This window comes from Rhodococcoides navarretei (assembly GCF_038069675.1).
GTDB classification, from domain to species: Bacteria; Actinomycetota; Actinomycetes; order Mycobacteriales; family Mycobacteriaceae; genus Rhodococcoides; species Rhodococcoides navarretei.
In genome coordinates this window covers 3,776,639-3,794,920 of the sequence record NZ_JBBPCN010000001.1, presented here as the reverse complement: position 1 = coordinate 3,794,920, position 18,282 = coordinate 3,776,639, and the positions used below count along the sequence as shown (strand labels likewise).

18 protein-coding genes are annotated in these 18,282 nt (G+C 65.3%); 8 read left to right on the top strand and 10 right to left on the bottom strand.

Annotated elements, in window-relative coordinates:
• The first annotated feature begins 125 nt into the window (after window positions 1-125).
• Window positions 126-1,001, top strand: a complete 876-nt coding sequence (gene rsmA, locus AABD04_RS17720) for a 16S rRNA (adenine(1518)-N(6)/adenine(1519)-N(6))-dimethyltransferase RsmA (RefSeq protein ID WP_243593656.1) — start codon at window positions 126-128, stop codon at window positions 999-1,001.
• 8 nt (window positions 1,002-1,009) lie between these two features.
• Here the strand turns inward: rsmA and AABD04_RS17715 are convergent, their stop codons facing one another.
• The 3 genes from AABD04_RS17715 to AABD04_RS17705 form a co-directional block, all read right to left on the bottom strand.
• Window positions 1,010-1,825: a DNA/RNA non-specific endonuclease gene (locus AABD04_RS17715; RefSeq protein WP_243593655.1), complete on the bottom strand. Its 816-nt coding sequence runs from the start codon at window positions 1,823-1,825 to the stop codon at window positions 1,010-1,012.
• A 12-nt stretch (window positions 1,826-1,837) separates the two neighbouring features.
• Window positions 1,838-2,827: a helix-turn-helix transcriptional regulator gene (locus tag AABD04_RS17710; protein WP_243593654.1), complete on the bottom strand. Its 990-nt coding sequence runs from the start codon at window positions 2,825-2,827 to the stop codon at window positions 1,838-1,840.
• Window positions 2,828-2,940: 113 nt separating this feature from the next.
• On the bottom strand, window positions 2,941-4,008 hold the full coding sequence (locus tag AABD04_RS17705) for an IS110 family RNA-guided transposase (protein ID WP_341439794.1): 1,068 nt from the start codon (window positions 4,006-4,008) through the stop codon (window positions 2,941-2,943).
• 314 nt (window positions 4,009-4,322) lie between these two features.
• Here AABD04_RS17705 and AABD04_RS17700 point away from each other — a divergent pair, with 314 nt between their 5' ends.
• The 4 genes from AABD04_RS17700 (at window position 4,323) to AABD04_RS17685 (ending at window position 8,861) form a co-directional block, all read left to right on the top strand.
• Complete coding sequence (locus AABD04_RS17700; protein ID WP_243596217.1) at window positions 4,323-5,258, top strand: 4-(cytidine 5'-diphospho)-2-C-methyl-D-erythritol kinase; 936 nt, start codon at window positions 4,323-4,325, stop codon at window positions 5,256-5,258.
• Window positions 5,258-7,054 carry an ABC-F family ATP-binding cassette domain-containing protein gene (locus AABD04_RS17695; RefSeq protein WP_243596218.1) on the top strand — a complete coding sequence of 599 codons (1,797 nt, stop codon included), beginning with the start codon at window positions 5,258-5,260 and terminating at the stop codon, window positions 7,052-7,054. The genes AABD04_RS17700 and AABD04_RS17695 overlap by 1 nt, the downstream gene beginning before the upstream one ends.
• Before the next feature lie 79 nt (window positions 7,055-7,133).
• The gene (locus AABD04_RS17690; RefSeq protein WP_243596219.1) at window positions 7,134-7,817 is read left to right on the top strand and encodes a DUF4166 domain-containing protein; all 684 of its coding nucleotides are present in this window, start codon (window positions 7,134-7,136) and stop codon (window positions 7,815-7,817) included.
• A 45-nt stretch (window positions 7,818-7,862) separates the two neighbouring features.
• Entirely contained in the window at window positions 7,863-8,861 is a 999-nt protein-coding gene (locus tag AABD04_RS17685; protein ID WP_243596220.1) for an enoyl-CoA hydratase/isomerase family protein, read from the top strand.
• A 10-nt stretch (window positions 8,862-8,871) separates the two neighbouring features.
• Here AABD04_RS17685 and AABD04_RS17680 read toward each other — a convergent pair whose 3' ends face one another.
• Entirely contained in the window at window positions 8,872-9,225 is a 354-nt protein-coding gene (locus AABD04_RS17680; RefSeq protein WP_243596221.1) for a hypothetical protein, read from the bottom strand.
• 70 nt (window positions 9,226-9,295) lie between these two features.
• Between AABD04_RS17680 and AABD04_RS17675 the strand changes: the two genes are divergently transcribed.
• Window positions 9,296-9,520: a hypothetical protein gene (locus AABD04_RS17675; protein WP_341441967.1), complete on the top strand. Its 225-nt coding sequence runs from the start codon at window positions 9,296-9,298 to the stop codon at window positions 9,518-9,520.
• Between the two features lie 164 nt (window positions 9,521-9,684).
• Here the strand turns inward: AABD04_RS17675 and pnuC are convergent, their stop codons facing one another.
• Together pnuC and AABD04_RS17665 are read right to left on the bottom strand one after the other, a co-directional pair.
• Entirely contained in the window at window positions 9,685-10,338 is a 654-nt protein-coding gene (pnuC, locus tag AABD04_RS17670) for a nicotinamide riboside transporter PnuC (protein ID WP_243596223.1), read from the bottom strand.
• A 9-nt stretch (window positions 10,339-10,347) separates the two neighbouring features.
• Window positions 10,348-12,042 carry a peptide chain release factor 3 gene (locus AABD04_RS17665; RefSeq protein WP_243596224.1) on the bottom strand — a complete coding sequence of 565 codons (1,695 nt, stop codon included), beginning with the start codon at window positions 12,040-12,042 and terminating at the stop codon, window positions 10,348-10,350.
• 146 nt (window positions 12,043-12,188) lie between these two features.
• On the opposite strand from AABD04_RS17665, the gene AABD04_RS17660 reads away from it, so the two are divergent.
• Window positions 12,189-13,823 carry a fatty acyl-AMP ligase gene (locus tag AABD04_RS17660; protein ID WP_243596225.1) on the top strand — a complete coding sequence of 545 codons (1,635 nt, stop codon included), beginning with the start codon at window positions 12,189-12,191 and terminating at the stop codon, window positions 13,821-13,823.
• Between the two features lie 91 nt (window positions 13,824-13,914).
• Here the strand turns inward: AABD04_RS17660 and pth are convergent, their stop codons facing one another.
• The 3 genes from pth to AABD04_RS17645 all read right to left on the bottom strand — a co-directional run bounded on the left by pth (window position 13,915) and on the right by AABD04_RS17645 (window position 16,055).
• The gene (gene pth / locus AABD04_RS17655; RefSeq protein ID WP_341441966.1) at window positions 13,915-14,511 is read right to left on the bottom strand and encodes an aminoacyl-tRNA hydrolase; all 597 of its coding nucleotides are present in this window, start codon (window positions 14,509-14,511) and stop codon (window positions 13,915-13,917) included.
• Between the two features lie 81 nt (window positions 14,512-14,592).
• Window positions 14,593-15,267: a 50S ribosomal protein L25/general stress protein Ctc gene (locus AABD04_RS17650; RefSeq protein WP_341441965.1), complete on the bottom strand. Its 675-nt coding sequence runs from the start codon at window positions 15,265-15,267 to the stop codon at window positions 14,593-14,595.
• Between the two features lie 212 nt (window positions 15,268-15,479).
• A complete protein-coding gene (locus AABD04_RS17645) occupies window positions 15,480-16,055 on the bottom strand; it encodes a TetR/AcrR family transcriptional regulator (RefSeq protein ID WP_341441964.1) in 576 nt (191 codons plus the stop codon).
• Between the two features lie 73 nt (window positions 16,056-16,128).
• On the opposite strand from AABD04_RS17645, the gene AABD04_RS17640 reads away from it, so the two are divergent.
• A complete protein-coding gene (locus AABD04_RS17640; protein ID WP_341441963.1) occupies window positions 16,129-17,094 on the top strand; it encodes a DMT family transporter in 966 nt (321 codons plus the stop codon).
• Here AABD04_RS17640 and AABD04_RS17635 read toward each other — a convergent pair.
• Window positions 17,037-18,206 carry an aminotransferase class V-fold PLP-dependent enzyme gene (locus AABD04_RS17635; protein ID WP_341441962.1) on the bottom strand — a complete coding sequence of 390 codons (1,170 nt, stop codon included), beginning with the start codon at window positions 18,204-18,206 and terminating at the stop codon, window positions 17,037-17,039. The genes AABD04_RS17640 and AABD04_RS17635 overlap by 58 nt on opposite strands.
• Between the last annotated feature and the right edge of the window lie 76 nt (window positions 18,207-18,282).

Genomic DNA, 18,282 nt, shown 5'->3' with positions numbered 1-18,282 from the left:
ACTCCCGCGTTTCTGGGTCATTCCGCAGGCTCCACTCCCGCGTTTCTGGGTCATTCCGCAGGCTCCACTCCCGCGTTTCTGGGTCATTCCGCAGGCTCCACTCCCGCCCCCGTAGAGTTTCGGCCGTGTCCGAACATGTGAGGGGATCCGCGGCCCTGCTCGGTCCCGCCGAGGTCCGCTCTCTGGCCGCCGAGCTCGATGTGCGTCCCACCAAGCAACTCGGGCAGAACTTCGTGCACGACGCCAACACTGTTCGACGCATCGTCGCGTCCGCAGGCGTGGGTCCGCAGGACACGGTCCTCGAGGTCGGTCCCGGCCTCGGTTCGTTGACTCTCGCTCTGCTCGATGTGGCCGACGCGGTCGTCGCGGTCGAGATCGACCCCAAGCTCGCGACCCGGTTGCCCATCACGGTGGCCGACCGCGCCCCCACTCTCGCCGAACGGTTGACGGTCATCGAAGCCGACGCGTTGCGCGTACGGGCCGAGGACATTCCGAGACACCCGACGGCATTGGTGGCGAACCTGCCGTACAACGTCGCGGTGCCTGTGCTCATTCACCTGTTCTCGGAGCTACCCAGCCTGCGGGTGGCCGTGGTGATGGTCCAAGCCGAGGTGGCCGATCGACTCGCGGCAGTGCCCGGAAGCAAGATCTACGGCATCCCCAGCGTCAAGGCCAGGTTCTTCGGCGACGTCAGAAGAGCAGGCGCAGTAGGCCGTTCGGTGTTCTGGCCGGTGCCCAAGGTCGAATCGGGACTGGTCCGCATCGATCGGTACGCCGAGCCGCCGTGGTCCACCGACACCGCGCATCGCAAGGCCGTGTTCGCCGTGATAGACGCCGCATTCGCGCAGCGACGCAAGACATTGCGAGCAGCGCTCGCCGGGTGGGCCGGCTCACCGGTGGCGGCCGAACGCCGGTTGCGTGAGGCCGGAATCGACCCGACGGCACGCGGCGAAACCATCGATGCCGCAGCGTTCGTCCGCTTGGCCGCTACCGAAGCCTGAGGCACCTTCTACAGGTGGATGTCCTTCAGGGCAGTCAGTTCGGTCCACGTCGACGCCCCCTCGCGCGCAGCCGCCACCGGTGCATAGCGGTCGGCGTCGATCAGGGTGCCCAGCTCCAGTCCGGTCAGCGACGCGATGTCGGCCACCGGAACCTGGTACGTCCGGTACGGGCCGAGGGGCGGGGGATCGGTGTCGAGTCGCAGCGGCTTGTCGAGGATCGGGTCGAGAGACGGCGTCTGATCGAGAACGTATCCGGTGCACGCGGGTGACGAATCCTGCGACCAGACTGCGATCTTGAAGAACTGCCGCGGAATGGCGACGCCTCGGTAGATCGGATCGTCGTCGGCGAAGATGCAGCCGCTGAAGACCGAGAGCTGTCGGCCGTACTGCTCGGCGTTGTCCAATACGTAGTCCTCCAGCCCCAGCCACAGTGTCTTCGACTGGTTCAGTGTGGCCGTCTGTGGGGCACACACGGTGTAGTGGAACGTGTCCTCGTTGGCGCGCTCCGCCACTGCACGCTCACCCCACACCGGATCCCGTCGTCGCACCAGATGCCCACGATCGAGGTCGTTGTTCTTGTACAACTCGTTGCCGGCCTGCTGCGCAGCCGGTAGCCGATCGTCGAGTCGCCAGTTGTCGCTCCGCCCGACGTCCTTCAGGCTCGCGCCGTCGATATTGACGCCGGTGACCGCGGCGAGGCGTCGGGCAGGGTCTATCGACACCGAGAAGTGCGTGTACGGAAGTACCACCACGTCGACGCGGTCGGGTAGCGGAACGTCGATGTCGGCCAGGAACTTCGGGTCGAAACCGAGTGGTGTCGTCATCTGCCCATTGACTCACGTACCGGTTACCGGAGAGTGAACCGCCGCGAGGTACCGCTCGGTCAGCCTCGCGTGTCGCTCGGCCACGATGCGGCATTCCTCGCGCAGTTCCGGTGGATCGAGCACCGTGAAATCGGTGTCGAACGCGGCCAGCCACCGCGCGATCGAGGGCAGCGAATCGCCGGACAGCACCAACGCGCACGTGGTCTCGTCGATGGATTCGAGTGCGCCCCATTGTTCGTCGACCATCGGTGCGATGGTTTCGATCGGAGCATGCAACGCGATCCGCGCCCGAACCTGAGCGATCGCCCGATCGATTCCCTTCGAGACGAACGCCGCCGCACCGCCCGGCGGCAGCTCTCGTGGCGTGAACCGCGGACCCGTCGGAATCTTCGGAGTCAGGCGATCCACTCGAAACGACCGCCAATCCTGCCGCAGCACATCCCACCCCAGTAGGTACCAGCGCGCGCCCGCCCGCACCAGGCTGTAGGGCTCCACCTCGCGCCTGGACTCGGAACCGTCGTGCTTGCGGTAGTCGAAGCGCAACCGCTCGTGTCCGTGGCAGACAGCCGCCACCGTGGACAGCACCGATGCATCCACCGCCGAGCGTGGCGTCTTGTCCACCACGTCGATCCGCAACGCGTCGAGCCGATGCTGGATGCGCGACGGCATCACCTGCCGCAACTTCGTCAGCGCCCGCAACGACGCCTCCCCGATGCCCGCGACAGAGCCCCCGGCGGCGGACTGCAACCCGAACGCCACCGCCAGCGCCTCGTCGTCGTCGAGCAACAGCGGAGGCATCTCCGCACCGGGGCCGAGCTGATATCCGCCACCGACACCGGGCGTCGCATTGACCGGATAGCCGATGTCACGCAGCTTGTCGACATCACGCCGCAGCGTGCGAGGAGTGACGGCGAGCCGCTCTGCCAACTCCGCGCCCGCCCAATCGCGACGCGTCTGCAGCAGAGACAACAGTCGCAGCAACCGAGCCGAGGTTTCCTTCATGTCGCCACGATGCCACGCAATGCGGACATATTCGGTCCGCATCGTGCATCTCGAAGTCCACTCGATGTGCCATTGACCGCCCAAAAGGCCACCGAACGATGCTCCTATGTTTGTCAAGTGGTCTGGGGCGGCTTGAGTAGGCCGTAGATTTCGCGGGCGATGGCGCGTTTGAGGCATCGGGTGATCTCGCGTGGGGTCTTGCCTTCTGTCAGTCGCCGGTCCCGATACTGCTGGGTTCGTTCGTCGCCGCGTAGGCGGGTGATGGCGATCGTGTAGAGCGCCCGGTTCGCTTGACGGTCACCGCCTCGGTCGAGGCGGTGACGTTGTGTGCGGCCCGAGGATGCCTGGATCGGTGCAACTCCGCACAGGTGCGCGAAGGACGCTTCGGAGGTGATCCGTTCGGGGTTGTCGCCGACTGTTATCAACAGTTGTGCAGCTGTGCTGGTTCCGATCCCGAATCGGGCGAGGAGCTGCGGTGCGTGTGCGGTGACGAGTGCCTCTATTTGTTTGGCGAGGATTCGTTCCTCGGCGGTGAGGTCGAGAATTCGGCGGGACACCGACCGCAGTGCGGCACCGACTGCGGAATCGAGATCGACGGGCCGACGCGGTGCGTGTGGCAATGCTGCGCATGCGGCGAACAGGTGCGCGTCGGTGAGCTGACGGAGCTCGGCGCGTATGCCTTCTGGGGCATTGACGATCATCGATTTCAGTTGTGTGACCGCTTCGGCGCGGGCTTTGACTGCCGAGTGACGTGCGTTGTGCAAGAAGCGAATCGCTTCGACGTTGCCGTCGTGGGCCTTCGGTGTGGTGGTGGCCTTTCCGGTCAATGCTGCGCGCGCTGCGGAATGGGCATCGAGTGGGTCGGATTTGCCGTGGAAGCGGCGAGAGCGTCGGTCGGGGCGATCGACATCGACGACCTCGAGCCCGCTCAGGCGTAGCGCAGTGGCCAGTGTCGATCCATAACTGCCGGTACCTTCGACTCCGATTCGCTCGACCTTTCCGGCCGCGGTGATCCAGGCGATCAGGTCCACGTGGCCGGCGGCGGTGGTGGGGAATTCTCGGTCGCCGACCTCGCGTCCGAGGTGGTCGATGATCGCGGCGTGATTGGTGTTCTTGTGTGTGTCGACGCCGACGAAGACGGTGGTGCTGACATCGGGTGGATTGTCGGTCATGCTGGACATGGCTATCCCTTCGTGGTGGTGGCCACGCACCGGCCGGGGACGGCGGACAAGACTGTGATGGGACTCTTTGGACAGGCTCCTATGAAGTCACTTCGCCCCACCGGTCGCGTGTGAGCAGCAACAGCGGGTCGGGTACCGACACATCGTTCGAAGGACAGCCCACCGGGCGTCGGTCACATTGAGAGTCAGGCCCCAACCCACCGCAGATATCCAGTATCACCGGACACATTCATACTCACAGTCACATTGAGTACCCACCGGAGGCCGCCCTGGTGGTGAACTCGGCCGCTGTTTCTCCACTACTGTGGTTACTCGTGCTGTCTGTCGTTCCCACACCCGTCGTCGTTCGGGCCCCATCGAAGGTGAATCTGCATCTCTCGGTCGGTGACCTGCGCCCCGATGGCTTCCACGAGCTGACGACGGTGTTCCAGGCGCTCTCGCTCTCGGACGAACTGTCGCTGATTCCGGCCAAGACACTCTCGGTTCGGGTACGCGGCGACGACGCGAGAGTGGTTCCCACGGACTCCAGAAATCTTGTGTGGAAGGCCGCGGAGTTGCTGGGGCGTCGGGTCGGGCGGGAGCCGTCGGTGGAGATCACCATCGACAAGGGAATTCCGGTGGCCGGCGGCATGGCAGGCGGAAGTGCCGATGCTGCCGCGACTCTGGTGGCACTGAACGCGATGTGGCATCTCGATCTCTCGCGTGACGAGCTCGACGAGGTGGCGGCCGAGCTCGGCAGCGACGTGCCGTTCTCGTTGCACGGCGGCACCGCGGTCGGAACCGGACGCGGGGAAAAGCTGCTTCCGGTGCTCTCGCGCAACAGTTTTCACTGGGTGCTGGCGTTGGCGAAGGGCGGTCTGCAGACGCCTGCCGTCTACAACGAACTCGACGAGCTGCGCGCCAAGGGCAATCCGCCTCGCCTCGGCGGCACCGAGGATCTGATGCATGCGCTGGCGTCCGGCGATGCGCGTGCGCTCGCGCCGTTGCTCGGCAACGACCTGCAAGCCGCTGCGGTGTCGCTGATGCCGCAGTTGCGTCGCACGCTGCGTGCGGGAGTCACCGCCGGGGCGTTGGCGGGCATCGTGTCCGGTTCGGGCCCCACCTGCGCGTTCCTGTGCGCCGACGCCGACGCGGCGGTGTCGGTGAGCGCTGAATTGTCCGGTGCCGGCGTGTGCCGCACCGTCCGTGTTGCGAGTGGACCGGTTCCCGGTGCTCGTGTTGTCACTAGCGAATCGATTGGTTTTTCCTGATGGTCAATCTCGTCAATCTCGAAAACGTCAGTAAGTCCTTCGGCGTGAAACCGCTGCTCGACGGCGTCTCTCTCGGTGTGCAGGAGGGTGAACGCATCGGCATGGTCGGCCTCAACGGCGGCGGTAAGACCACCACCCTCGAAGTTCTCGCCGGCATCGAGCCGCCCGATTCGGGACGCGTCAGCCGAGTCAACGGCCTGCGGATGGCCGTCGTCACCCAGCGTGGTGTGTTGCCGCCCGGGTCGACCGTCGGCCAGGTGGTCCTCGACCCACTCGGAATGGCCGAGCACGAGTGGGCCGGAGATTCTCGGGTGCGGAACATTCTCACCGGCATCGGTATTGCCGATCTCGGACCCGCAGGCAGCTCGGGACTCGACGCGCCGATCGACAATCTCTCCGGTGGTGAGCGTCGACGAGTTGCGTTGGCAGCGGCCCTGGTTCAGGATCTCGACCTCGTGGTTCTCGACGAGCCGACCAACCACCTCGACGTCGAGGGCGTGCAATGGTTGGCCGCACACCTGGTCAGCCGTCGCAGTGCGCTGGTGGTCGTCACCCACGATCGCTGGTTCCTCGACACCGTCGCCAATCGCACGTGGGAAGTGGTCGGCGGCGGCGTCGAGGCCTACGAGGGTGGCTACAACGACTGGGTGTTCGCTCGTGCCGAGCGGTCCCGTCAGGCCGACGCGTCCGAGGAACGTCGACGCAACCTCGCGCGCAAGGAACTGGCGTGGCTGCGCCGCGGTGCCCCGGCCCGTACCTCCAAGCCGAAGTACCGCATCGAGGCGGCCGAGGCTCTGATCGCCGACGTTCCCGCCCCGCGTGACTCCGTCGCGTTGTCCTCCTTTGCTCAGCGCCGACTCGGCAAGGTCGTCATCGAACTCGAGGACGCGCGCCTGGAGACCCCCGACGGCCGCGAATTGGTGAAGGACTTCACCTGGCGACTCGCTCCCGGTGAGCGCGTCGGTCTCGTCGGCGTCAACGGTTCGGGTAAGACGACGATGCTCCGCACGCTCGCCGGTGAACTGCAGCCGGCTTCCGGTAAGCGCATCCAGGGCCAGACCGTCAAGATCGGTTGGCTGAAGCAGGAATTGGACGATCTACCCAAGAAGCTGCGGGTTCTCGATGCGGTCAAGGAAGTGGCCGAGCGGATCACCCTGGGCGACCGAGAGATCTCTGCCGGCCAGCTCGCGGAACGGCTCGGCTTCACCCCGGCGCGTCAGCGCACACCCGTCGGGGATCTCTCCGGCGGTGAGCGTCGTCGGCTGCAGCTGACGCGCGTGTTGATGGCCGAGCCGAACGTGCTGCTGCTCGACGAGCCCACCAACGACCTGGACATCGACACCTTGCAGCAGCTCGAAGACATCCTCGACGGCTGGGCGGGCACTCTCGTCGTCATCAGTCACGATCGGTACCTGATCGAGCGCATCTGCGACTCCACCTGGGCATTGTTCGGCGACGGCAAGCTCACCAACCTGCCCGGCGGTATCGACGAGTACCTGCGCCGGCGGGCCGTCCTCGCGGCCGACGCGACGCCGGACTCGCTGACCACCGGCGGCACACCGCGGAAGGCAACCCGAGATGCCGCCTCCGAACGCGCGGCTCGCAAGGAACTCAGCAAGCTCGAGAAGCTCGTGATTCGACTCTCCAAGCGTGAGGTGGAGCTGCACGCCGAACTCGTCGACGCGTCCACCGAGCCGGGCAAGCTCGTCGCCCTCGACACCGAACTCAAGCAGGTCCTCGCCGACAAGGATGTCGCCGAGGAACGATGGATGGAACTGGCCGCCGAGCTGGAGTGAGCGGCTCCGCCGCATGTGAACGGAACTTCGTAGTCCACTACGAAGTTTCGTGCACGTGCGCGCAGCGCATACTGGAGTCATGACATCGGTCGTCGCGGAAGTACTCGGTTCGGATTTCGCCCGTCTGCATCCCAAGGTTCAGTGGCGTTTCGGATTGCAGTCCTCGGATCATCTCGCTCAGTTCGGGGTGGGCGTGATGGAGGAGATGACCCATTCTCGGCTGGTTCCGCCGCCGTTGCTGTGGGCCGGACGCAAGCGTGGTCTGTTCCCCGCAGGTGTGGGCAAGGACGTGCCGTTCACCATCGCCAACTATGCGTATGTCGACGAATTGGGCCGCGAGACACTGTCTTTCGTGCGTCGCTTTGCCTTCCCCGGTCGGCCGCAGGGAATGAATTCGGTGATGGTGTCCTCCGCCGAGTCCGACGCGTATGCCCTGGACTATCTGGGATTCTCCTCGGACATGGTGGTGCACACCAGATGCGAGGTGGACGCCGAGGGCGGTCTGATTCTCGAGAGCGAGGTACCGCGATTCCTCCTCGGCCCTGTGGCACCGAAACTGCCGAAGGTGGCCTCGGCGCTGACCATCGGCCGGGAGTGGTGGGACGCGTCGGAGGAACGGCATCGCATCGAGATCAAGGTCGAGAGTCCCGTGATGGGCCAGCTGTTCCTGTACCGCGGGTGGTTCACTGCGGAGGAGCGGTCCTGTGCGCCTGCCGATATCCCGGGTGACGCGCGTCCGCGGTCGGTCGAGGCTCGCGAATAGCGCTACTGTTACGCGTCGAACGATCTGCGTGTGAAGGAGTCAACAGTGGCCGTTGTCGAAGCCGAGATCGCGGGTGGCGTGGGGCATATCGTCCTGAACCGGCCGGAGGCACTGAACTCCTTGAACGGTGCCATGATCGAGGGCATCCGCGACGCCCTAGAGGCGTGGCGTGACGACGACGCGGTCAGTTCTGTTCTGGTGACCAGTAGTTCGCCGCGGGCGTTCTGCGCGGGCGGAGACATCAAGGCCATCCGGCAGGCCGTCGTCGACGGTGACGACGAGGCCGGTCGGGAGTACTTCGCGGCCGAGTACGACCTCGACGAGGTGATTGCCGGCTACCCCAAGCCGTACATCGCCGTCATCGAGGCTGCGGCCTTCGGTGGTGGGTTGGGTATCTCGATCCACGGCAGCATCCGCATCGTCACCGAGAACGCGGTGTTGGCCATGCCCGAGACGGCGATCGGCTTCGTGCCGGATGTGGGGTCGAGCTATTTTCTCTCGCGCCTACCGGGCCGCGTCGGACGGTACTTGGCGCTGACGGGAACTCGGATCACCGGATCCGATGCGCTCGCACTGGGTTTGGCGACGCACTTCTGCCCCAGCGAGTCGGTGTCTGCTCTGAAGGCGGACATCCTCGCAGGCGTCGACGTGCACGAGGTGTTGGATCGCTACACCGCCGCACCGCCGACGGCTGAGCTGTCCTTCGACGCGAAGGCGGTGGCGGCAGTGTTCGAGAAGGAATCTCTTGTCGACATCATCGACGCGTTGGTGTGCGACACATCGTGGTCACGGACGACGAAGACTCAACTGGCGACGCTGTCGCCGACGTCCCTGATGGCCACCGACGCACTGATCGCACGCGGGGCCGACAGTACGTTGCGCGAATGCCTCGATCGCGAACTACGGGTGGCGACGTGGATCATCACCGAGCCGGACTTCGCCGAGGGTGTTCGTGCGGTGTTGGTCGATAAGGACCGAGCGCCGCAATGGAAGCCTCTGGTACTCGAGATGGTACGACCAGAGGCGTTCCAGCGACTGCTGTGACCGGCAGCGGTCAGCGGTAGCCCTTGGCGGGGTTCTGCAGGTCGAGCACGATGGTCTGGCCGTTGGAGCGAACGTGGATCTCGGGGTTCTGCAGGCCGCCCGAGACGAGGTACTCGCCCAGGAGCTGGAGAAGCTCGTCGGGGCCGACGGAGGTGTCGGGAGTGCGGATGTCGCCGGTGCGGCTGCCGAGCTCGTTCTGGGTCAAGCGTCCTGCGATACGGACCGATGCGACGCCCATGGCGGTGCGACGGTCGGGTGCCTGACCCCGACCGAGCGACGGCGAGGTGCCGGCGCTGGAGCCGTGAGATGTGGAGCGGCCGTTGGTGGGCAGGCCGTGTTCTGAGATCTGATCGCTTGTAGTCACTTCAACCTCGTTCGATTCCGTGGCGGGCTTATCTGGACGACGTCGATCCGTACGGGTGGGCGCTGAAACCGTGGCGGACGACGGTGCTGGTGCAGGCGTTGTTGCGGACGCCTTCTCGGTGGACGTGGCCTCTGTCGTCGACTTGTCGATGGAAGAGGTCTCGGCCGCCTTCTCGGCGGGCGCTGCCGCCGAAGAATCGGTGCGACCACCGATGGGTGAAGTGGAATCGGACGTCGGCGGCGTCGCCAAACGATGCGCGGGAGCGCCACCGACCTTGATCCCGGCCAGTGGGTAGTTCGATCCCTTTGTCATGTCGTCTTCAACTTCATCGTGATTCCCAGGTGGTTCCGCGCCGAGATGTCACGATCGGGTATCGATCAGGACGAGTCACTCGGCGTCGAGCACGCCAAAACGTACTTTGAGTTTGTTCGGACACGCTGAGAGTAGCATCACGATTGTTTACGACGCCATTTTTTGACCGATGTATTTGTTCTGGATCCTCAACCACACGGCAAATCCCCAGGCAACGAACGCGGCGTACACCAGGTACAGAGCCGCGGACGGGTAGAAACCGGCGATGATGAGCAGTGGCACGCCCACCACGTCCACTGCGATCCAGATCAGCCAGAATTCGGTCAGTCCCCGCGCCATTCCGAAGGTTGCCAACATGGATCCGGTGAAGATCCACGCGTCGGCCCACTTGCCGAACGAGCCGAGATAGCCGAACAACTGCGCGAACACCACCGTGCCGACGATCGCGACGACGACCATCGCCGTCCGCTCCCTCGTCGTGCCCCACCGTGGGAGAACGGCGGACCCCGTCTGCTTGGAATCTCGCATCCAGCGCACCAGGCCGTAGACGCTCACGGCGATGAACATCAATTGCCGACCGGCCTGACCGTAGAGGTCCAACGCTTGCGGCGTATGGAACACGCCGCCGAGAAAGACGGTGAACAGCAACGCATTTCCGATGATCCCCACCGGCCACGCCCACACGACGCGTCGCATCCCACCGATCGCGGAGAGCAATCCGAAGCCGTTTCCGACCACCTCACGCCACAGCACCGGGTTGCCGAAGACACTGAATTCGGCGTCGAGCAGCTCGATCAGCACCTGAAGAGGCTACTGATCGCCGGCGGCGACAAGTGGTTCGAGAGTCAGCTCGGGCATCTCTTTCTGGATGTACTGCAACCGCCATTTGTCGCTGACGAGTGCCAACAGCGCGCCGTCGGTGCGGGTGAACACCTCGACACCGCGCTGGCGACCCAACTCGACCGCCGAGGCCGCGTCGGTGCGTCGGGCCAAGGAGTATCCGAGTGGTTCCATTCGAGCGTCGACGCCGAATTCGGTCTTCATTCGTGCGGTGACCACCTCGAACTGCATGGGTCCGACGGCGGCGAGAACCGGGGACGCATCGCCGCGAATGTCGTTGCGCAACACCTGCACGACGCCTTCGGAGTCGAGCTGCTCGACGGCCCGGCGGAACTTCTTGTACTTGTCGGCGCTGTCGACGCGCAGGGCGGAGAAGTGCTCGGGTGCGAACGACGGGATCGGGGGGAACTCGACCTTCTTGTCGGTGTAGAGCGTGTGGCCCGGGGCCAGGGCGGTCGCGTTCACGAGGCCGACGATGTCTCCGGGGTAGGCATTCTCGACGGTCGTTCGATCGCGACCGAACACCGTCAACGCGTACTTGGTGGTGAACGGCTTCTTGGTCTGCGAGTGCGTGACGACCATGCCGCGCTCGAACACTCCGGAGACCACGCGCATGAATGCCAGTCGGTCGCGGTGGGCGGTGTCCATGCCCGCCTGCACCTTGAACACGACGGCGCTGAACGGGTCGGTGACCTCGCGTACGCCGCCGGAGACGTCGTCACGCGGGCCGGGTGACGGCGCGAGGGCCACGAGGGTGTCGAGAATCTGCCGGACGCCGAAGTTGAGCATCGCCGAGCCGAAGATCACCGGCGACGTCTGGCCGGCCAGGAACATCTCCTGATCGTGTTGCTGACCGCTCGAGATCAGCAGATCGCTCTCCTCGACGGCGGTGTCCCAGTCGACGCCCTCGCGTTCGGCGGCTGCCTCTGCCGACATGAATTCCTCGGGCGCGATGGTCGCACCGCCCGCGGTACGGGTGAAGCGAATGTAGCTGCCGTCCTGCACGTCGAGCAGCCCGCGGAAATCGCCGGCAATGCCGACGGGCCAGTAGAGGGGCGTCGGCGTCAGGCCGATCCGCGACTCGATCTCGTCGAACAGCTCGAGCGGCGACTGGCCCGGGCGGTCCCACTTGTTGATGACGGTGATCACCGGGATGCCGAACTGGCGGCACACCTGGAACAGCTTGAGGGTCTGTGGCTCCAGGCCCTTGGCGGCGTCGATCAGCATCACGGCCGCGTCGACGGCGGTGAGCACGCGGTAGGTGTCCTCGGAGAAGTCGGCGTGGCCCGGGGTGTCGACGAGGTTGATGACGTTGGTGATCTCGGCGTCGGGGGAGGTCTGGTAATTGAACTGCAGCGCAGTCGAACTCACCGAGATACCGCGGGCCTTCTCCATCTCCATCCAGTCCGAGACGGTGGAGCGGCGACCGGCTTTGCCGTGAATGGCACCGGCCTCGGAGATGACGCGTGCGTGCAGGGCGAGAGCTTCGGTGAGCGTCGACTTACCGGCGTCCGGGTGCGAGATCACCGCGAATGTTCGACGCCTCGCGACCTCGGTCTCGAGCTCCTTGGCCGGGCTCTTGGAGGGGCCGGGCTCGTCGAGCGTTGCCGGTCCGGACCCGTCGAGCGTTGCGTCGACGTCGGGGGTGCTGGACGGGGTACTCACGAAAACCTCATTCTCCTAGCAAGGGCGGCACCGAATCGGTCGCCGGGGCAGAAATCAAGGATACGCGGCCCGTTGTACCCCTCGGTCGGGGCGGGAGTGCCTACTGTGAACGGTGGGCCGGGAGATCCCTCACGAGGAGATGCGCGTTGAGCAAGTTCACCGAAGAGATGTTCGAGACCGCGAGCACCAGCAAGCACGGTCTGGTCACCGGCGAGCCCGACGAGGCGCTGCGGCAGTCGTGGGGTGAGATTCACGAGCAGGCGCGTCGGATGGCCGGTGCTCTGGCGGACGCAGGCGTCGAACACGGGGACGCGATCGGCATCCTGGCCGGTCAGCCGGTGGACATCGCGCCCGCGTGCCAGGCGACGTGGATGCGCGGGGGATCGGTGACCATGCTGCACCAGCCCACTCCGAGGACCGACCTCGCCGTCTGGGGCGAGGACACCGAGACCGTCGTGCGGATGATCGAGGCCAAGGCCGTGATTCTGGGGGCTCCGTTCGACATCGCCGCACCGGTGCTCGAGGAGCGCGGCATCACTGTGCTGAAGATCGAGGACATGAAGACCGGTCGCGACATCGATCCGGTGCCGACGGCCGAGTCCGATATCGCGCTGCAGCAACTCACGTCCGGTTCGACGGGTTCGCCGAAGGCGGTGCGGATCACGCACGAGAACTTCTACGTCAATGCGTACGCGATGATCGACCGCATCGAATTCGATGTCGACTCCGACGTGATGATCAGCTGGCTGCCACTGTTCCACGACATGGGGATGGTGGGCTTTCTGTCGGTGCCGATGCAGGTCGGTGCCGAGGTCGTCAGTATCACTCCGCTGGACTTCCTGCGCTCACCACTGTTGTGGGCCAAGCTGATTCACAAATACCGTGGAACTGTCACGGCAGCACCGAATTTCGCGTACTCGCTGCTGGCGCGGCGCTTGCGTCAGGCCGAGGACGATCTGGATCTCGATCTGTCGACTCTGCGGTACGCCTGGAACGGAGCCGAGCCGGTCGATCCGGACACCATGATCGCCCTCGCCGAGGCCGGTGCTCGGTACAAGCTGAACCCGTTGGCGCTCGCTCCGGTGTACGGAATGGCGGAAACGACTCTGGCAGTGTCGATTCCGGATCCCGACCAGGGGCAGGTGATCGACATGGTCGACGCGGATCTGCTCGAAACCCTGGGACGCGCCGTCCCGTCCACCCGTGGCAACACCCGATCTCTCGCCACGCTCGGCAAGTTCGTTCCCGGGTTGGAGGGTCGCGTCGTGGACAAGGAAGGGCAGGTGCTCACCGCCCGTGGCGTCGGCATCATCGAGGTGCGGGGCAAGGCCGTCACGCCCGGATACATCACCGTCGAAGGCCCGGTGTCGACGCAAGACGCCGACGGCTGGCTCGATACCGGCGACGTCGGCTACATCACCGAGGACGAACTGGTGGTCGTGTGCGGTCGCATCAAGGACGTCATCATCATGGGTGGTCGCAACATCTATCCCACCGACATCGAACGGGCCGCGGGCACTGTCGCAGGTGTGCGGCCGGGCAATGCCGTCGCCATTCGGCTCGATGCAGGCGACAAGCGTGAAAGTTTCGCCGTGGCAGTGGAAACCAACGACATCGACAATCCGGACGAAGTCAAGCGCATCGAACGCGAAGTGATCCACGCGGTGCACTCGGAGGTGGGTGTGCGGCCACGCACCGTTGCGGTGTTGGGCCCGGGCAGTATTCCGAAGACGTCGAGCGGCAAATTGCGACGGGCGAATTCGGTGTCGCTGTTGAATTGACGCGGCCGCGGACCTCACACCCTTTCTGCGGGGTGCGCGTGTGCCCTCGGAAGCGAGAAGGGGCGCGCGCCTCAGAAAAAGGGTGTGAGGTTCAGCGAGGGTGCACCCTGTTCTGGGCCGCTTCGAGGCCGGCGGAGAGCAGGAGTTCGGCGGCGTCTGCGGCTTCTTCGACCACGACGCCGAGATCCTTGCGCTCGGCGGCCGAGAACGGCTTGAGCACGAACGACGCCGGATCCATTCGTCCGGGCGGACGTCCGACGCCCACGCGAACCCTCAGGTAGTCCTTGGTGCTCAGGTGCTGCGAGATCGAGCGCAGCCCGTTGTGGCCGCCTTCGCCGCCGCCGAGCTTGAGCCGCAGAGAACCGAAGTCGATGTCCAATTCGTCGTGCACCACCACGACGTTCGCCGGGTCGACGGAGAAGAATCGAGCCAAGGCCGCGACCGGCTGGCCCGAGAGATTCATGAAGGTACGCGGCTTGGCGATGATCACCGACCGAGTGCCGAGGCGAGCCTGAACGATGTCGGAGTTGGACTTCTTGTGCGAGGAGAACGTCGATCCGACGCGTCCGGCCAGGGCGTCGGCGACCATGAATCCGACGTTGTGGCGGGTCTTTTCGTACTGCGGACCGGGATTGCCGAGGCCTACGATCAGGGCCGGCGCTTCAGGGGCATCACTCACGGTCGTCATTCTCTCATCGGTCATTCGAAACGAACGACGCGCTGCACCCGGCGTGGGAGCAGCGCGTCGTACGCGGTTCGTGGAGCGAGATCAGCTGTCGCTGTCCTTGCTGTCCTCGTCCGAACCCTCGTGGCTCTCGGCCTCTTCCTGAGTCTCGGCTTCGCCTTCCTCGGAGATCGGCTCGGTGCCTTCGCCTTCGGCCTCGAGCTCTTCCTCGGACGGTGCCTCGGTGACGTTGACGAGCAGCTGCTCGGGGTCGGACACCAAGGTGACACCGTCAGGCAGCTGGACATCGCTCGCGTAGTACTGCGTGTCGATCTGGGCGTCCTCGACGGAGATGACGAAGTTCTCGGGGATCTCCAGAGCGTCGGCCTCGATCTCGATGTACGTCGAGTCGGTGACGACCAGGGTGCCCGGAGCGGCATCGCCTTCGACGATGATGTTGACCTCGACGGTGACGCGCTCGCCCTTGTTCAGGACGAGGAGGTCGGCGTGCTCGATGCTGCGACGGATCGGGTGCACGACGATCGACTTGGTCAGCGCCAGCTGCGACTTGCCGTCGATGTCGAGGGTCAGCACGGCGTTGGTGCCATCGTTACGCAGCACGGCTGCGAACGCGCGAGCGTCGAGCGCGAGGTGCTGGGGGTCGGTGCCGTGTCCGTAGAGAACGGCCGGAACCTGGCCGTCACGGCGGGTGCGGCGAGCCGCGCCCTTGCCGAATTCGGTGCGGACCTGCGCGGTGAGATTGTTTACCTTCGATGCCATGGTGCTGAATGCTCCTGATAAAAGTGGTTCGTGCGGCGTACTTCGTCGGGCGGTCAAGCTCGTCGGGGCGGACACGAACGAGCGCGGCCAACGGGGCCGAGCCGCGTCGATAACGGTGGATCCGGATTCAGTCGGATCTACCCTCGCCGAGACAACCTGGAAGACAATACACGACCAGGTCATGTGCGCGGAAGTTCGACCCCTGCTACGAACTACCGTGCACGTGCGAGCGCAGCGAGCAATTCGGCAGCTATGCCGCGCGCCACGGAGACCGCATCGTCTCGGCCACCTGCCGTCCCCATCACCACCGCACCCTCGTGCACTACCGACAGTCGGGTTCCCAGCTGCTCGGCATCGGGGTATCCGGCCTCCGCGGCCAGTCGCGCGAACAACGATCTCGTCCAGTTCTTCTCCGACTCGATGATCGCGACCACCGGACTGGCGGTGCCGCCGAACTCGGCGAACGCATTGACGAATCCGCAGCCGCGATGGTTGTCGCGCATCCACAGTTCGAGGGCGTCGTACACCCCGAGGATGCGCGCGTCGCCGGGCTCGAGGGACTCGACGTACTGCGTCACGTGATCGCACCACAGACCGTGTCGGCGGGTGAGGTAGTGCTGTACCAGGCCGTCCTTGGAGCCGAAACGGTCGTACAGGGTCTTCTTCGTGGTGCCGGCCTCCTCGGCGATGAGGTCGACTCCGACGGCGCGGATGCCGCGGGCGTAGAACAGCTCGCTGGCGACGGTGAGGATGCGTTCCCCTGCGGGGGTGAGCGGCTTTTCGAGCATGACTACCTTTCGAAAGCGCTGGTCAACGGTAGGTGCACTGCAAGTATACAGACCTGTATGTTTATCTCGCTGCATGAGAACACGCATCGATGTCATCGCAGGGACCGCTCTGGTGGTGCTGTGGAGTTCGGGCTTCATCGGAGCCGAGCTCGGAACCGCTGAAGCACCCGCCCACACGCTGCTGGCCTGGCGTTACCTTGCCGCTGCACTGCTGCTGATCGCCTGGTGCGGATACCTGCACCTGACGCCCACCTGGCATGCGGTCCGCATCCACACGGTCATCGGCCTGTTCTGCCAGTTCCTCTACCTCGGTGCCACGATCACCGGCATCGGGATGGGCGTGCCACCCGGCGTCGCCGCGTTGATCGCCGCGCTGCAGCCGCTGGTGGTCGCGATGGCGTCGAGCAGGATGTTCGGTGAACGCGTCGGCGGCCGGCAGACGCTGGGACTCGTCGTCGGGATTGCGGGTGTCTCGTTGGTGGTGGTCGGAGACATGTCCGGTGCCGATCTCGCGTGGCCGGTCTACCTACTCCCCGCCGCGGGGATGCTGGCGCTGTCGGTGGGCACGATCGGTCAACGGATGCTGGCACCGAAAGAGCCGATCGCGCTGGCAATGGCCATCCAATGTTCCATCAGCGCAGTCGGATTCATGACCTGGAGTGCGCTGGCCGGAGACGTCGCACCGCCGATGACGTCGGGCTTTCTCGCGGCTGTCGCCTGGACGGTCGTGCTCTCGACCTTCGGGGCATACAGCGCGTACCTGTTCGTCGTGCGTCGCAACGGACCGACTCGCGCCAGCGTGCTGCTCTACCTGACCCCGCCGACGACCATGCTGTGGGCATTCGTGATGTTCGGCGACGCGATCACCTGGCTCGGAATCGGTGGACTCCTGGTTTCTGCAATCGGTGTGGCTGCCTATGTGAGCGACGGTTCGGCGGGTCGTTCCGCCGGCTCCACTCCTGCCGACCCTGCTACGAAGTGTCACTCACGTGCGAGCGCAGCGAGCATCGTGTCCAGTTCGGCGAAGGTGACGAAATAGTGGGGAGACGCGCGGACGACGGCGTCGAGTCCCCGGCCCTCCATGTCCACTCGCGTCGAGCCCCGGTGGCTGACCGTCACCGTCACCGAGCTGTCGGCGAGTCGGTCGCGCACGGCCACGGGATCTTCGCCGTCGACGGTGAAGGAGACGATGCCACTCCTGTGATCGCCGAGGTCCCGCACTGTCACTCCGGGAATTCGTCCGAGCCCGGCACGTAGGTATTCGGCGCGTTCGGCAACGGCTTCTTCGACGTGGTCGATGCCGAGCTCGAGCAGGTAGTCGACGGCAGCACCGAGCGCGAGCCTGGCTGCGACGTCGCATTCCCAGAACTCGAATCGCGTGGCGTCGTCGGCCATTCGATAGGTCTGTCGGTCGACCCATTGGGCGCTGTGCAGGTCCAGGGCCGGCGGATGCAGAGTCGACGCCAATCCGGGACGCAGGTACAGGAAACCGGTTCCGCGGGGGCCGCGAAGCCATTTGCGACCGGTGGCGGAGAGCGCATCGACGCCCAATTCCTCGACGTCGACGCGCATCTGCCCGATGGATTGGCAGGCGTCGAGCAGTACGAGAGCCCCGTGGCGGTGCGCGAGATCTGCGACGGCACCAGCAGGGTTGATCAGGCCCCCGTTGGTCGGCGCGTGTACAACCGAGACCAGTTTCACGCGGTCGTCGAGCATGGTTGTCAGCGCGTCGACGTCGATCCGTCCCGACCGGTCACTCGGGACGATCTCCACCGTCGCGCCCGTGACCTCGGCGCGGTGGAGGGCGGAGATGGCATTGCTGGCGTACTCGGCCTCGCACAGCAGGATCCGATCACCAGGGGAGAGGGGTACCGAGTAGAAGAAGTCCGTCCAGGCCCGCGTCGCAGAATCACTCAGTGCAATGCCCGACGCCGGGGCTCCGATCAGAGTTCCGATCGAGGTCTTGACGGCTGCGAGGTCGTCGAGCCGCTCGCTCGCGGCCCGGTAGCCACCGATTTCTGCTTCTCGCCGCAGATGTGCGATCGCGGTATCGAGGACGACGGTCGGGGGCAACGAGGATCCGGCGCTGTCGAGAAACACCCGGCCCGACGCACCGGGGGTGTCACGTCGAATGCGGTCGTGATCGAGCATCGGTGGTCCTTTCGGTAGCGAACTCTCGGGCACCAGAGTTCCACAATCGGTAGCCTCGTCAGGGCGCGGGATCGCG